The 12,821-nt window shown below is 72.0% G+C and carries 15 protein-coding genes; 6 read left to right on the top strand and 9 right to left on the bottom strand.

The features are described from left to right. Position 1: 1 nt before the first annotated feature. The 5 genes from ACIBBA_RS14835 to rfbA form a co-directional block, all read right to left on the bottom strand. Positions 2-1,144 (bottom strand): oxalate decarboxylase family bicupin, encoded by a 1,143-nt coding sequence (locus ACIBBA_RS14835; protein ID WP_396697380.1) that lies wholly within the window; start codon positions 1,142-1,144, stop codon positions 2-4. Positions 1,145-1,364: 220 nt separating this feature from the next. After that, on the bottom strand, positions 1,365-1,559 hold the full coding sequence (locus ACIBBA_RS14840) for a hypothetical protein (RefSeq protein ID WP_350874321.1): 195 nt from the start codon (positions 1,557-1,559) through the stop codon (positions 1,365-1,367). A 69-nt stretch (positions 1,560-1,628) separates the two neighbouring features. Next, the gene (gene pafA / locus ACIBBA_RS14845) at positions 1,629-2,987 is read right to left on the bottom strand and encodes a Pup--protein ligase (RefSeq protein ID WP_350874320.1); all 1,359 of its coding nucleotides are present in this window, start codon (positions 2,985-2,987) and stop codon (positions 1,629-1,631) included. Between the two features lie 68 nt (positions 2,988-3,055). After that, positions 3,056-3,679: a dTDP-4-dehydrorhamnose 3,5-epimerase gene (rfbC, locus tag ACIBBA_RS14850; RefSeq protein ID WP_357058381.1), complete on the bottom strand. Its 624-nt coding sequence runs from the start codon at positions 3,677-3,679 to the stop codon at positions 3,056-3,058. After that, positions 3,676-4,563: a glucose-1-phosphate thymidylyltransferase RfbA gene (rfbA, locus tag ACIBBA_RS14855; protein ID WP_350874318.1), complete on the bottom strand. Its 888-nt coding sequence runs from the start codon at positions 4,561-4,563 to the stop codon at positions 3,676-3,678. The genes rfbC and rfbA overlap by 4 nt, the downstream gene beginning before the upstream one ends. Before the next feature lie 88 nt (positions 4,564-4,651). Here rfbA and rfbB point away from each other — a divergent pair, with 88 nt between their 5' ends. Genes rfbB through ACIBBA_RS14885 form a run of 6 tightly spaced genes read left to right on the top strand, consistent with a single transcriptional unit; the run spans position 4,652 to position 9,922 of the window. Next, positions 4,652-5,653, top strand: a complete 1,002-nt coding sequence (gene rfbB, locus ACIBBA_RS14860; protein ID WP_396697384.1) for a dTDP-glucose 4,6-dehydratase — start codon at positions 4,652-4,654, stop codon at positions 5,651-5,653. Then, positions 5,650-6,531 (top strand): dTDP-4-dehydrorhamnose reductase, encoded by an 882-nt coding sequence (rfbD, locus tag ACIBBA_RS14865; RefSeq protein WP_396697487.1) that lies wholly within the window; start codon positions 5,650-5,652, stop codon positions 6,529-6,531. Before rfbB ends, rfbD begins: the two co-directional genes overlap by 4 nt. Further along, positions 6,528-6,899 (top strand): DUF2304 domain-containing protein, encoded by a 372-nt coding sequence (locus ACIBBA_RS14870; RefSeq protein ID WP_357058375.1) that lies wholly within the window; start codon positions 6,528-6,530, stop codon positions 6,897-6,899. The genes rfbD and ACIBBA_RS14870 overlap by 4 nt, the downstream gene beginning before the upstream one ends. Further along, positions 6,892-7,593 (top strand): glycosyltransferase family 2 protein, encoded by a 702-nt coding sequence (locus ACIBBA_RS14875; protein ID WP_350874314.1) that lies wholly within the window; start codon positions 6,892-6,894, stop codon positions 7,591-7,593. Before ACIBBA_RS14870 ends, ACIBBA_RS14875 begins: the two co-directional genes overlap by 8 nt. Then, positions 7,590-8,897, top strand: coding sequence for a polysaccharide biosynthesis protein (locus ACIBBA_RS14880; RefSeq protein WP_396697386.1), 1,308 nt, complete (start codon positions 7,590-7,592; stop codon positions 8,895-8,897). The genes ACIBBA_RS14875 and ACIBBA_RS14880 overlap by 4 nt, the downstream gene beginning before the upstream one ends. After that, positions 8,894-9,922: a glycosyltransferase family 2 protein gene (locus ACIBBA_RS14885; protein ID WP_396697388.1), complete on the top strand. Its 1,029-nt coding sequence runs from the start codon at positions 8,894-8,896 to the stop codon at positions 9,920-9,922. The genes ACIBBA_RS14880 and ACIBBA_RS14885 overlap by 4 nt, the downstream gene beginning before the upstream one ends. Before the next feature lie 414 nt (positions 9,923-10,336). Here the strand turns inward: ACIBBA_RS14885 and prcA are convergent, their stop codons facing one another. Genes prcA through ACIBBA_RS14905 form a run of 4 tightly spaced genes read right to left on the bottom strand, consistent with a single transcriptional unit; the run spans position 10,337 to position 12,774 of the window. Further along, a complete protein-coding gene (prcA, locus tag ACIBBA_RS14890) occupies positions 10,337-11,164 on the bottom strand; it encodes a proteasome subunit alpha (RefSeq protein WP_396697390.1) in 828 nt (275 codons plus the stop codon). A 56-nt stretch (positions 11,165-11,220) separates the two neighbouring features. Continuing rightward, positions 11,221-12,060 carry a proteasome subunit beta gene (gene prcB / locus ACIBBA_RS14895; RefSeq protein WP_396697392.1) on the bottom strand — a complete coding sequence of 280 codons (840 nt, stop codon included), beginning with the start codon at positions 12,058-12,060 and terminating at the stop codon, positions 11,221-11,223. After that, positions 11,979-12,581: an endonuclease VII domain-containing protein gene (locus ACIBBA_RS14900; protein ID WP_396697394.1), complete on the bottom strand. Its 603-nt coding sequence runs from the start codon at positions 12,579-12,581 to the stop codon at positions 11,979-11,981. The genes prcB and ACIBBA_RS14900 overlap by 82 nt, the downstream gene beginning before the upstream one ends. Further along, positions 12,559-12,774 carry a ubiquitin-like protein Pup gene (locus ACIBBA_RS14905; RefSeq protein ID WP_067366797.1) on the bottom strand — a complete coding sequence of 72 codons (216 nt, stop codon included), beginning with the start codon at positions 12,772-12,774 and terminating at the stop codon, positions 12,559-12,561. Before ACIBBA_RS14905 ends, ACIBBA_RS14900 begins: the two co-directional genes overlap by 23 nt. Positions 12,775-12,821: the final 47 nt, after the last annotated feature.

Raw genomic sequence — 12,821 nt, forward strand, 5'->3', positions numbered from 1 at the left:
GTCAGCGGACGACCGGGCGCTTGTCCCGTGGCAGCCCGGCGATCACCTCCCGGGGCAGGTTGAGGGTGTCCGCCACCACCTCGGCCGGGGTGTTCGCCATCCACTGGGTCAGCGAGATGTCGGCGAACCGGGGCTTGCGGAACATCTCCAGGTAGACCAGAGGCTCCGAGCCGAGGTTCTCGATGTAGTGGCCGTAGGCGAACGGCACGTACCCGACGTCGCCGGCGCGGAAGTCGAAGGTCCGCGCCACCCCGGTGCTGGCGAAGACGCCCATCCGGCCCTGCCCGGAGATGTAGTACTGCCACTCGTCGTCGTTGGGGTGCCAGTGCATCTCCCGCAGCCCGCCCGGGTCGATCTCGACCAGCGCGGCGCAGATGGTGGTCGCGGCGGCGAAGTTCGCCACGTCGGCGATCCGGACCGTGCCGCCGGGAAAGCGCTGCGGCTGTTGGGCCAGCATCCGGTGGCTGAAGGCGCTGGGCACGTTGCCGGTCGGGCTGATCACCCGGTCCTGGTCCAGCGACGGTGGGACCTGCCCGGCGAAGATGTACTTCTCCCGCTCGGGCAGCCGATCCAGCAGCTCGGGCGCCCAGCCGAAGTTCTTCGCCAGCACGTCCCGGGGAGTGTGCGCGAACCAGTCGCTGATCAGGAACGTGCCGTTCTCGGAGAACGCGCCGTCGTCGAAGACCAGCAGGAACTCCACCCCCTCGTCGAGGGCCTGGATGTGGTGCGGCACGCCCCGGGGAAAGAACCACAGGTCCCCGGCCCGCACGTCGTCGACGAAGTTGCGCCCCTCCTGGTCGACCGCGCTGATCCGGCAGCTACCGCTGAGCACGTACGCCCATTCGGACTGCTTGTGCCAGTGCAGCTCCCGGTACGCCCCCGGCTCCAGGGCCATGTCCACCCCGGAGAGCTCGGTGGCGATCGGCAGCTCCCGCTGGGTGATCTCGCGGGTCCAGCCGCCCTGCTCGATGCGGGTGTGCGCGTCGGCGAAGGAGAACCGCATGTTGGGCAGCGTGCCCGCGTCGGTGACCGGTGGGACCAGCAGATCCGGGTTCTCCCGGTCCCGCATGACGTCCCGCGGCCCGGGGTCACGCCAGCCCTTGCCGCCGCGCACCGGCTGCGGCACCCTCGTGTCGTCGTCCATGATCGCCTCCCGCGTCGTCGCGCCCGGGTGGCCGCCGACGCGGGTGCACGGGACGCTGAACCGCAGCGGCGACGCCGGGCGGGTACCCGCGGCGGCGACCCGACCGGGCCAACCGCTGGCCCGCGCGGGTCACCCCGGCCGACGGCTCGGGTGGGGCGGCGAGGGCCGCGGAGGCGGAGGCGGCGCGAGCGGCCCGCCGAGGGCCGGCGGCGATGCGGGGTCAGGCGAGGAAGATCAGGGCGAGCCAGGCGCCCACGATCAGCACCAGCGCGAGCGCCAGCACCCAGGTGGGCACGGTGTACTCACCGCGCCGGTTGCGCTCGATCTCGGCGCGGATCTTCTCGCGGCGGCGTTCGACCCAGTTCTGTCGCTGGCGGCCGCCCTCGGTGGGCTCGGGGCTCGGAGACGTCGTCATGGCCCGGCCAGCCTACCGGGCCGGCCGGGCCGGTGACGGGCGCCACCGCCGCCGGCCCGGTCCGCCCGCTCACATGCTGGCGATCAGCCGCTCGACGCGCTCGTCGTAGGCCCGGAACGGGTCCTTGCACAGCACGGTGCGCTGCGCCTGGTCGTTGAGCTTGAGGTGCACCCAGTCGACGGTGAAGTCGCGGCGCTTCTCCTGGGCGTGCCGGATGAACTCGCCCCGCAGCCGGGCTCGGGTGGTCTGCGGCGGGGTCTCCTTGGCCTCGAAGATCTCCGGGTCGGTGGCCACCCGGTCCACCTCGCCGCGGCGCTCCAGCAGCCCGTAGAGGCCGCGACCGCGGCGCACGTCGTGGTAGGCGAGGTCCATCTGGGCGACCCGGGGGTGCGACAGCGGCAGGTCGTGCTTGCGCTGGTAGCGCTCGATCAGCCGCAGCTTGGTCACCCAGTCGATCTCCCGGGAGACCGGCTCCAGGTCACCGGACTCCACCGCGTTCAACACCCGGCCCCACAGCTCGACGACCCGCTTGGCGGTCTGGTCGCCGCCGCGGCGCTCGACGAACTCGGTCGCCTTGGCCAGGTATTCCTGCTGGATCTCCAGCGCGCTGACCTCCTTGCCGGAGGCGAGGCGCACCTTGCGCCGGCCGGTGATGTCGTGCGACACCTCGCGGATCGCCCGGATCGGGTTCTCCAGCGACAGGTCGCGCATCACCACCCCGGCCTCGATCATCCGCAGCACGATGTCGGCCGTGCCCACCTTGAGCAGGGTGGTGACCTCGTTCATGTTGGAGTCGCCGACGATCACGTGCAGCCGCCGGTAGCGCTCGGCGTCGGCGTGCGGCTCGTCGCGGGTGTTGATGATCGGGCGGCTGCGGGTGGTCGCCGACGAGACGCCCTCCCAGATGTGCTCGGCGCGCTGGGAGAGGCAGTAGACCGCCCCCCGCGGGGTCTGCAGCACCTTGCCGGCACCGCAGATCAGCTGCCGGGTGACCAGGAACGGGATCAGCACGTCGGCCAGCCGGCCGAACTCGCCGTGCCGGGAGACCAGGTAGTTCTCGTGGCAGCCGTACGAGTTGCCGGCCGAGTCGGTGTTGTTCTTGAACAGGTAGATCTCGCCCGCGATGCCCTCGTCGTGCAGCCGCTTCTCCGCGTCGACGAGCAGCCCCTCCAGGATCCGCTCACCGGCCCGGTCGTGGGCGACCAGATCGACCACGGAGTCGCACTCGGGGGTGGCGTACTCCGGGTGGGAACCGACGTCCAGGTAGAGCCGGGCCCCGTTGCGCAGGAACACGTTGCTGGACCGGCCCCAGGACACCACTCGACGGAAGAGGTATCTGGCGACTTCGTCAGGGGACAGCCGCCGCTGTCCGCGATAGGTACAGGTGACGCCGTACTCGGTCTCGAGGCCGAAGATTCGCCGCTCCATGGTGTGACATTAGCCGCCCGGAGGCCCCGTTCGTCACTGTCACACCACAGGTCGTGCCGGCGCTACGGTCAAATACCGTCCGAGTGCGACATACCGTCCGGGCCCAGCGACGCCACGAACGCCCGGCACGCCTGGTAGTCCGGCAGCAGGCCGGACTCGCGCGCCTCGGCCAGCGTGGGCGCCGCGGCGTCCCGAGCGGACAGCTGCGCGACGTCGGCCGGCCACTCGATGCCCAGCTCCTCGTCGAGCGGGTGCACCGCGTGCTCGCCGGTCGGGTTGTAGGTGGCCGAGCAGAGGTAGCTCAGGGTGGCGTCGTCGCTCAACGCGCAGAAGCCGTGCCCGAGCCCCTCGCTGAGGTAGACCGCGCGGCGCTCCACGTCGTCCAGCCGCACGCCCTCCCACCGGCCGAAGGTGGGCGAGCCGACCCGCAGGTCGACCACCACGTCGAGCACCGCCCCGCGCACGCAGGTGACGTACTTGGCCTGACCGGGCGGGACGTCGGCGAAGTGGATGCCGCGGACCACGCCGCGGGCGGAGACGGACAGGTTGGCCTGCGCCAGCCGCATCGGATGCCCGACCGCCTCGGCCAGCCGGTCGAAGCGGTACCACTCCATGAACAGCCCGCGCGGGTCGCCGTGCTGCTGAGGGGTGATCTCCCAGGCGCCCTCGATGCTCAGCGGTGCGATCTTCACTTGATCAGCGCCTGTTCGGTCTTCTCGGTGAGCAGGCCGAGCAGGTAGTCGCCGTAGCCGCTCTTGGTCAGCGGCTCGGCCAGCGACCGCAGCTGCGCATCGTCGAGCAGGCCGGCCCGCCAGGCCACCTCCTCCACACAACCGATCTTCAGGCCCTGCCGCTCCTCGATCACCCGGACGAACTCGGCGGCCTGCATCATGGAGGTGAAGGTGCCGGTGTCCAGCCAGGCGGTGCCCCGGTCGAGCACGGTGACCGACAACTCGCCCATCTCGCGGTAGGCCTCGTTGACCGCGGTGATCTCCAACTCGCCCCGCGCGCTCGGGGTGAGCTTGCGGGCGATGTCGACCACCCGGTTGTCGTAGAAGTAGAGCCCCGGCACCGCGTAGCGGGACTTCGGCCGGGCCGGCTTCTCCTCGATCGAGAGCACCCGGCCGTCGGCGTCGAAGTCGACCACGCCGTACGCCTCCGGGTTGGCCACCGGGTACGCGAAGACCCGGCCACCGACCAGGTCACCGTGCGCGGTGAGCTGCCGGCCCAGACCGACCCCGTGGAAGATGTTGTCACCGAGGACGAGCGCGACCGCCTCGTCGCCGATGAAGTCCGCGCCGAGCACGAACGCCTGCGCGATGCCCTCCGGCCGGGCCTGGGTGACGTACTCCAGCCGCAGGCCCCACTGGCTGCCGTCGCCGAGCAGCCGGCGGAACTGGTCCTGGTCCTCCGGCGTGGTGATCACCAGGATCTCCCGGACCCCGGACATCACCAGGGTGGAGAGCGGGTAGTAGATCATCGGCTTGTCGAAGACCGGCATCAGCTGCTTGGACACTGCCCGGGTGATCGGCCAGAGCCGAGATCCGGTGCCGCCGGCGAGTAGGATTCCGCGCACCGGGGGAGCCTACCGGCCACGCCGACAATCGGACACCGGGGTCGCCGTCCCCCGGCCGCCGGTTCACTTCGCGTACACTTCCGGACCCGTGAGGATCCTCGTCACCGGCGGAGCCGGATTCATCGGGTCGGAGTACGTTCGCCTGCTGCTGGGCAAGCCCCTGGGCAGCGCCGCCGACGTACCCACGATCGAGCCAGCCACCGTCACCGTGCTCGACAAGTTGACCTACTCGGGCAACCTGGCGAACCTCAACCCGGTCCGCGACGACCCGCGGTTCCGCTTCGTGCAGGGTGACATCTGCGACCCGCAGGTGGTCGACGAGGCGGTCGCCGGACACGACGTGATCGTGCACTTCGCCGCCGAATCGCACGTCGACCGCTCGATCGCCGGCGCCGCGCCGTTCGTCACCACCAACGTGCTCGGCACCCAGACCCTGCTCGACGCCGCGCTGCGCCACGGCACCGGCCGGTTCGTGCACGTCTCCACCGACGAGGTCTACGGCTCGATCGACGAGGGCTCCTGGACGGAGACCTGGCCGCTGGCGCCGAACTCGCCCTACTCGGCGTCGAAGGCCGGCTCGGACCTGCTCGCCCTGGCCTACCACCGCACCCACGGGATGGACGTGGTGGTCACCCGCTGCTCCAACAACTACGGGCCGTACCAGTTCCCGGAGAAGGTCATCCCGCTCTTCGTCACCAACCTGCTCGACGGCGGCACCGTGCCGCTCTACGGCGACGGCGGGAACGTGCGGGATTGGCTGCACGTGCACGACCACTGCCGGGGCATCGCGCTGGCCCAGCAGAAGGGCCGCGCCGGTGAGGTCTACAACATCGGCGGCGGCACCGAGCTGACCAACAAGGAGCTCACCGGCCTGCTGCTGGAGGCCTGCGGCGCCGGCTGGGACCGGGTCGTTCCGGTCGCCGACCGCAAGGGCCACGACCGCCGCTACTCGCTGGACATCACCAAGATCAGCGACGAGCTGGGGTACGCCCCGAGCATCGACCTGGACCGCGGGCTCGCCGAGACCGTGCGCTGGTACCGGGAGAACCGGGCCTGGTGGGAGCCGCTGAAGTCGGCCCCGGCCGCATGACCCGGGTGCTCGTCACCGGCGCGGGCGGCATGCTCGGCCGGGACCTGCTCGACGTGCTCGGCGACCGGCCCGACCTGAAGGTGACCGCCGCCACCCGGGCCGAGGTCGACATCACCGACGGCGACGCGGTCCGCGCCGCCGTCACCGGGCACGACGTGGTGATCAACTGCGCGGCGTGGACCGACGTTGACGGCGCCGAGCAGCAGGAGGAGGCCGCCACCGCGGTCAACGGCCACGCCGTGACCCACCTCGCCCGGTCCTGCGCGGACACCGGCGCGCGGCTCATCCAGGTCTCCACGGACTACGTCTTCGCCGGCGACGCCGACCAGCCCTACCCGGAGGACGCGCCCACCGCGCCGTTGAACGCGTACGGCCGCGGCAAGCTCGTCGGCGAGCAGAGCGTCACCCGGCTGCTGCCCGACGCCGGCTACGTGGTGCGCACCGCCTGGCTCTACGGCGCCCACGGGCCGAACTTCGTGGCCACCATGCTGCGGCTGGCCCGGCAGCGCGAGCACCTCGACGTGGTCGACGACCAGCACGGCCAGCCCACCTGGTCGTACGCCCTCGCCACCCAGCTGGTCGCGCTCGCCGACGCGGCGCTCGCCGGCCGCGCCGCGCCCGGCGTCTACCACGGCACCTGCTCCGGCCAGACCACCTGGTACGGCCTGGCCCGGGCCGCTTTCACCCTGCACGGGCTCGATCCCGAGCGGATCCGCCCCACCACGAGCGACCGGTTTCCGCGTCCCGCACCCCGACCGGCGTACAGTGTGCTAGGGCACAGCCGCTGGAACGCCGCGGGCCTGTCAGCGATGCCGGACTGGCAAGCCACCCTGGCAGCCGCCTTTGCCCCCTCCGCTCCCCCGTGGAAGGTCACATGAAGCTCACCCTTGTCACCGGTCTGACCGGCCTGATATTGCTAGCAACCATCGTCGAGCTGCTGCGCCGCCGCCAGCTCCGCGAGAAGTACGGCATGCTCTGGTTCGGCGTCCTGCTGATCGTGATCCCGCTGTCGCTCTTCCCCCGACTGCTGGACAACGTCGCCGAGCTGCTCGGCGTCGCCGCCGGCGTCAGCCTCGTGCTCTTCCTCGGCATCGTCTTCCTGCTGCTGGTGTGCGTGCACCTGAGCTGGGAGGTCAGTGCCCTCGAGGAGGAGACCCGCACCCTGGCCGAAGACTTCGCCCTGCTCCGCGCCGAGATCGACGCCGAGCGGGCGGCCCGGAACGAACTGGTGTCCAACGATGGTTAACGGCAAGCGCGTCCTGATCATCATCCCGGCGCTCAACGAGTCCGGATCCATCGCCGACGTGGTCGGCGAGGTCCGCGGCGAGCTGCCCGGCGTCGAGGTGCTCGTCGTCGACGACGGCTCCACCGACCGCACCGCGGCCGTCGCGGCCGCCGCCGGCGCCCGCGTCGCCCAGCTGCCCTACAACCTCGGGGTGGGCGGGGCCATGCGGCTCGGCTACCGGTACGCCCGGGAGCACGACTTCGACGTCGCCATCCAGATCGACGCCGACGGGCAGCACGACCCCCGTTACGTGCCGAAGCTCGTCGACCTGCTCGACGAGAACGACCTGGTGATCGGCGCCCGGTTCGCCGGCGAGGGCGACTACTCGGTCCGCGGCCCCCGCCGCTGGGCCATGGTGATGCTCTCCGCGGTGCTCTCCCGGGTCGCCAAGACCAAGCTCACCGACACCACCTCGGGCTTCCGCGCCGCCAACCGGCGGGTCATCGACATGTTCGCCACCTGGTACCCGGTGGAGTACCTCGGCGACACGGTCGAGACGCTGGTGCACACCGCCCGGCGCGGCTACCGGATCCGTCAGGTGCCGGTGGCCATGCGCAAGCGGATGGCCGGCACGCCCAGCCACTCCCCCGCCAAGGCGATGATCTACCTCGGCCGGGCCTTCGCCGTGCTCACCCTGGCGCTCATCCGCCGGTGATACGTCGCCTGCTGAACCTCGTCCCGCCCGGCACCATCGCCGTTGGTGCCGGGCTGGGCCTGCTGGGGCTCGCCTCCTACGTCCACCTGGCCGTCGCCGGGCACAGCCTCGACAAGGCGGACTACTCGTCCCTGTCGGTGCTCTGGTCGATCGTGTTCACCCTCGGCATCGGCGTGTTCATGCCGGTCGAGCAGGAGGTGGCCCGGATCGTCGCCGCCCGGCACAGCCAGGGGCTGCCGCCGGGACCGGTGCTGGCCCGGGGCGCCGCCCTCGCCGCGGGCGTGCTCGCGCTGATGGTGCTGGTGGTCGTCGCCGGCTACCGCGTCCTCACCGACCGGTTCTTCGCCGGTGACGGCGACATGGTGCTGGTGCTGATCGGGGCGCTCGCCGCGATGGCGGTCGCCTACACCACCCGCGGCGTCCTCTCCGGCCTGCAGCTCTTCCCCTGGTACGGCGGGCAGCTCGGCGTCGACGGCGGGCTGCGCATCGTCATGGTCGCCCTGCTCGGGCTCGCCGGCGTCACCTCCCCCCTCTGGTACGGGCTGGTGCTGGTGATCGCGCCGCTGGCCGGGGTGCTGCTCACCCTGCCGCCGGTGCTGCGGGCCATCGGCGGCGGCGCGCCGGTCGCCTGGGGCCTGCTGCTGCGGGGCCTCGGCCTGCTCACCATCTCCAGCCTGCTCTCGCAGGTCGTGGTCAACGTCGGCGTGATCAACGTACGGCTGCTCGACCCGTCCGACGTCGAGACCGCCGGAGCGTTGCTCTCCGCGCTGGTGCTGGTCCGCATCCCGCTCTTCGTCTTCGCCTCGCTCCAGGCGTCCCTGCTGCCCGGGCTGGCCACTTCGGCCACCAACGGCGACCAGGCCGCCTTCCACAGCCTGCTGCGCAAGGCGCTGGGCGTCGTCACGGCCCTGGGCCTGCTCGGCGCGCTCGGCGCGGTGCTGCTCGGCCCGTGGCTGGTCGGCATGCTGTTCGACGCGCCCGACGTCCTCGGCCACGGCGACTTCGCCTGGCTGGCCGTCGCCACCCTGGCCTACCTCTGGGCGATGGTGCTCGGCCAGGCCCTGCTCGCCCTCAACCGGCATCGCGCGCAGGCCGCCGCCTGGACCGTCGGCGTGGCCGCCCTGGCCGTGGCCACCCTCGCCCCGCTGTCGGTCGCGCTGCGCGTCGAGCTCGGCTACACCGTCGGCTCCGTCGTGGTGGCCGCCACCATGGCCTTGCTGCTGCGCGGCGCCACCCGACCCACCCCCACGGCGCCCCCGACCCGGGAGGCCGCCACGACCGGCGTTTCCGGAGGCGTCCGATGAACCGACCCCAGGTCAGCGCGGTCATGCTCGCCTACGGCGCCGAGCCGTGGCTGGTCGACGCCGCGCAGGCGGTGCTGGCCAGCACCGACGTCGAGGTCGAGCTGATCGTCGTCGACAACGGCTGCACCGGCGACGGCATCGACATCGTCAAGGGCCTGCCCGGCGTACGGGTGCTGCGGCCCGAGGAGAACACCGGCTACTCCGGCGGCTGCCGGGTCGGTGCCGCCGAGGCGACCGGCGACTGGCTCGCCTTCGTCAACTCCGACGCGATCGTCGCGCCGGACGCCCTGGCCAAGACCGTCGCGGTCGCCGCCGAGCCGGGGGTCGGCGCCGCGATGGCCTCCATCCGGCTCGCCGACACCCCGGAGCTGATCAACACCTCCGGCAACCCGCTGCACTTCACCGGCCTCTCCTGGGCCGGCGGCAACGGCGAGCCGGCCACCGCGCACGCGGTGCGCACCAGCGTGCCGTCGCTGAGCGGCTGCTGCTTCGTGATCAGCCGGCAGCGCTGGCAGGAGCTCGACGGCTTCGCCGCCGAGTACTTCGCCTACCACGAGGACACCGAGCTGAGCCTGCGGCTCTGGCAGCGCGGGCTGCGCCTGGAGTACGTGCCCGACGCCGTCGTCCGGCACCACTACGAGTTCTCCCGCAACCAGCTCAAGCTCTACCTGGTGGAACGGAACCGGCTGGTCACCCTGCTCACCGCGTACGAGACGCGGACCCTGGTGGTGCTCGCCCCGGTGCTCCTGCTGACCGAGGCCGCGATGCTGGCTGCCGCGTTGGCCGGTGGCTGGCCGAAGCAGAAGTTCCGGGGGTGGGGGTGGCTCTGGAGCAACCGGGGCTGGCTGCGGGCCCGCCGGCGGCAGCTGCAGACCGAGCGCACCGTCCCGGACGGCGTGATCGCCGAGCTGATGACCGCCCGGGTTGCCCCCTCGAACGTCGACTCGCCTCCCGGCATGGGCATCTTCAACGCCGTCGCTGCCGGCTACTGGGCCGTGGCCAAGCCGCTGCTGCGCCGCCGCTGACTCGTCCGCGGGTGGCCCGGGTCCGGGCCACCCGCTGCGCCGCCCCTGCCGGCGTCTCAGACCCGGCAGGCCGCCCGCTGATCGCCGGGGTGCCACCCGGACGCGCGGCCGCCGTGTGACCCTGGCAGGCCGCTCTGGGGCTCTCGCAGACCGTGCGGGGGCCTCGCAGACGGCGCCGGGGCCCCGCAGAGCCGCGCTGGGCCTTTCCGCAGGCCGCTGAACCCCCTCCGCAGCCCGCTCGGCTGGCGCCGCCCGGCCGAGGGCCGGCAAGGAGCCTCCTGGCCCTCCCTGCGGGCTGGTCGAGGCCGGCCGGCGCTCACCCACCCCGCTCGGCAGTAGCGCCGGGGCGACACGGTGCCAGGACACGAACGCCGGGGCCCGGGCGGACCCGTACCCCGGCGGCAGTGCGACGGATTACTCGGCCTGGTTGCCGGGCTTGTCCTCCAGGTCCGCGGAGGCCGCGGAGGTGGTCGGCTTCTGCGCCTCCTCGGTCGGCGTCGCCGGCGTCTCCGGACCGCCGGCGGCGGGGCCCTCGGCCTTCGCCGCCTCCCCGTCCAGCAGCGCGGTCAGCGCGGCCCCGGTGATCCGGCGGAACGTCCGGCCCACCCGGCGGCGGTCGAGCACGGCCACCTCGAGCTGGTGGGCGGCGATGGTCCGGGCGCCGTTCTCGCCGCCCACGCTGCCCAGCGCCCGTACGGCCACCCGAATCGCCTCGCCGAGCGACATGTCGGCGCGATGCTCGGACTTGAGCACGCTAGTGATCGACTCGGCCTGCCCGCCCATCGCCATCCGGCCCGGCTCGTCGTTGACGGAGCCGTCGTAGGTGAGCCGGTAGAGCTCGTCGGCGTCGGCGGTGGCGCCCACCTCGGCCACGCAGATCTCCACCTCGAACGGCTTCGACTGCTCGGTGAAGATCGCGCCCAGGGTCTGCGCGAACGCGTTCGCCAGGCCCCGGCCGGTGACGTCCCGCCGGTCGTAGCTGAGGCCGTTCAGATCGGCCATCCGGACGCCGGCGCGGCGCAGGTTCTCGAACTCGTTGTAGCGACCGACGGCGGCGAACCCGATCCGGTCGTAGATCTCACTGACCTTGTGCAGGGCGCTGGAGAGGTTCTCGGCGACGAAGAGCACCCCGCCCTCGTAGCTGAGGACCACCGCGCTGCGCCCCCGAGCGATGCCCTTGCGGGCCAGCTCGGAGCGGTCGCGCATGATCTGCTCGGGCGAGGCGTAGAACTGCATGGCCACGGCGGCTGGTTCTCCTTAGCGCTGTGCGGACGACTGCTGACGGTGCGAACGGCGGCTCAGCCGCCCGGGTTCTCCATCCGGCTGGAGACCACGCTCTCCGCGATCGCCGCCGTCTCGGCGTCGGTGAGCCGGTGGGTGCCCTCCGCGGTCGCGGTCATCACCACCGGATAGATGCGGCGGGTCAGGTCGGGGCCACCGGTGGCGGTGTCGTCGTCGGCGGCGTCGTAGAGCGCGTCGACCGCCAGTCGGGCGGCCTCGTCGGTCGACAGCCCGGCCCGGAACCGCTTCTTCAACGCCGACTTGGCGAAGAGCGAGCCGGAGCCGATCGCGTCGTAGCCGGTCTCCTCGTAGGGGCCGCCGGTGACGTCGAAGCTGAAGATCCGGCCGGCCCGCGCAGGGTCGCTGGCGGCCAGGTCGAAGCCGGCGAAGAGCGGAATCACCGCGAGGCCCTGCATCGCGGCGCCGAGGTTGCCCCGGATCATCGAGGCGAGCCGGTTGGCCTTGCCGTCGAGCGAGAGCATCGCGCCCTCGATCTTCTCGTAGTGCTCCAGCTCCACCTGGAACAGTCGCATCAGCTCGATGCCGATGCCGGCGGTGCCCGCGATGCCCACCAGCGAGTAGGCGTCGGCCGGGTGCACCTTCTCGATGTCGCGCTGGGCGATCAGGTTGCCCATGGTGGCCCGCCGGTCGCCCGCCATCACCACACCGTCGGCGGCGGCGATGGCCACGATGGTGGTCGCGTGCGGCGCCAGGTCGGCGGCCATGCCCGGGGGCAGCGGCCGGCGTCCGGGCAGCATCTCGGGAGCCACTCTGCTCAGAAACGTGGTGAAGGAGGACGTCCCCGCGTTGGTGAACACATCTGGTAGACGCCCGGATGGATCAAAGCCCGCTGCCACGTGGTTCCTCTCAGGTACGTGATCGCCCTGGCCAGCCTCGTGGGACTGTCACGGAACTGGCCAAGACCACCGTTGCAGTTGAAGCAGAGTATCCCGCGCACCCATCCGGTGCGATGATCGTGGTCCACTTGTTCCGGATCGGGGTCGCCGCAGACCGCGCAGACCCCGCCCTGCCCGGTCAGCAGCTCGTCGAACTCCCGCTGCCCGGTGCCGTGACGCCCCCACAGGTGGTCCTCGCGGCTGCCACCGTGCGGCCGCTGTCTGCCGGCAGCCCGGGCACCACTTGAGACCCTCCCCGATCCGGTCGGCGGCCCGGCGTGGCTGGGCCACCCCGCGCTTGCGGCGGCTCGCCTCGGAGCGGGCCGCCGCACAGATCTCAACAGTAGAGCGCGGGCCCGTCGACCCGACGCGTGTTGCGGCGGAAGGCCGACGCGGGGAGCGACTTTCCGCCATGAGGGCACATCTCGTCCGGCGTTCACAACGAGCCGGACATATGCCTCACTGACCGCCCTTCTGCACATAGCCCCGGACGAACTCCTCGGCGTTCTCCTCCAGGACGGAGTCGATCTCGTCGAGCAGGTCGTCGACGTCCTCGGTGATCTCGGCGTGCCGCTCGGCGACCTCCGGGTTCGCCTCGGTGGTGACGTCCTCGATCTCCTCGCCCTGGCGCGACTTGCCCGACTGCGACTGACCGCCGCTGTCACGAGTGGCCATCTGCTGCCTCCTCCACGATCTCTTGCGAGAAACTTACCTCGCGGGAG

The organism is Micromonospora sp. NPDC051006 (genome assembly GCF_044456245.1).
GTDB lineage: Bacteria > Actinomycetota > Actinomycetes > Mycobacteriales > Micromonosporaceae > Micromonospora.

Bases quoted from the DNA above. Each gene is read 5' to 3' on its own strand.
- ACIBBA_RS14840 (WP_350874321.1), bottom strand. From the start codon at position 1,559: ATGACGACGTCTCCGAGCCCCGAGCCCACCGAGGGCGGCCGCCAGCGA.
- ACIBBA_RS14900 (WP_396697394.1), bottom strand. From the start codon at position 12,581: ATGTGCAGAAGGGCGGTCAGTGAGGCATATGTCCGGCTCGTTGTGAAC.
- ACIBBA_RS14905 (WP_067366797.1), bottom strand. From the start codon at position 12,774: ATGGCCACTCGTGACAGCGGCGGTCAGTCGCAGTCGGGCAAGTCGCGC.
- pafA (WP_350874320.1), bottom strand. From the start codon at position 2,987: ATGGAGCGGCGAATCTTCGGCCTCGAGACCGAGTACGGCGTCACCTGT.
- ACIBBA_RS14875 (WP_350874314.1), top strand. From the start codon at position 6,892: ATGGTTAACGGCAAGCGCGTCCTGATCATCATCCCGGCGCTCAACGAG.
- ACIBBA_RS14870 (WP_357058375.1), top strand. From the start codon at position 6,528: ATGAAGCTCACCCTTGTCACCGGTCTGACCGGCCTGATATTGCTAGCA.
- rfbD (WP_396697487.1), top strand. From the start codon at position 5,650: ATGACCCGGGTGCTCGTCACCGGCGCGGGCGGCATGCTCGGCCGGGAC.
- ACIBBA_RS14835 (WP_396697380.1), bottom strand. From the start codon at position 1,144: ATGGACGACGACACGAGGGTGCCGCAGCCGGTGCGCGGCGGCAAGGGC.
- ACIBBA_RS14885 (WP_396697388.1), top strand. From the start codon at position 8,894: ATGAACCGACCCCAGGTCAGCGCGGTCATGCTCGCCTACGGCGCCGAG.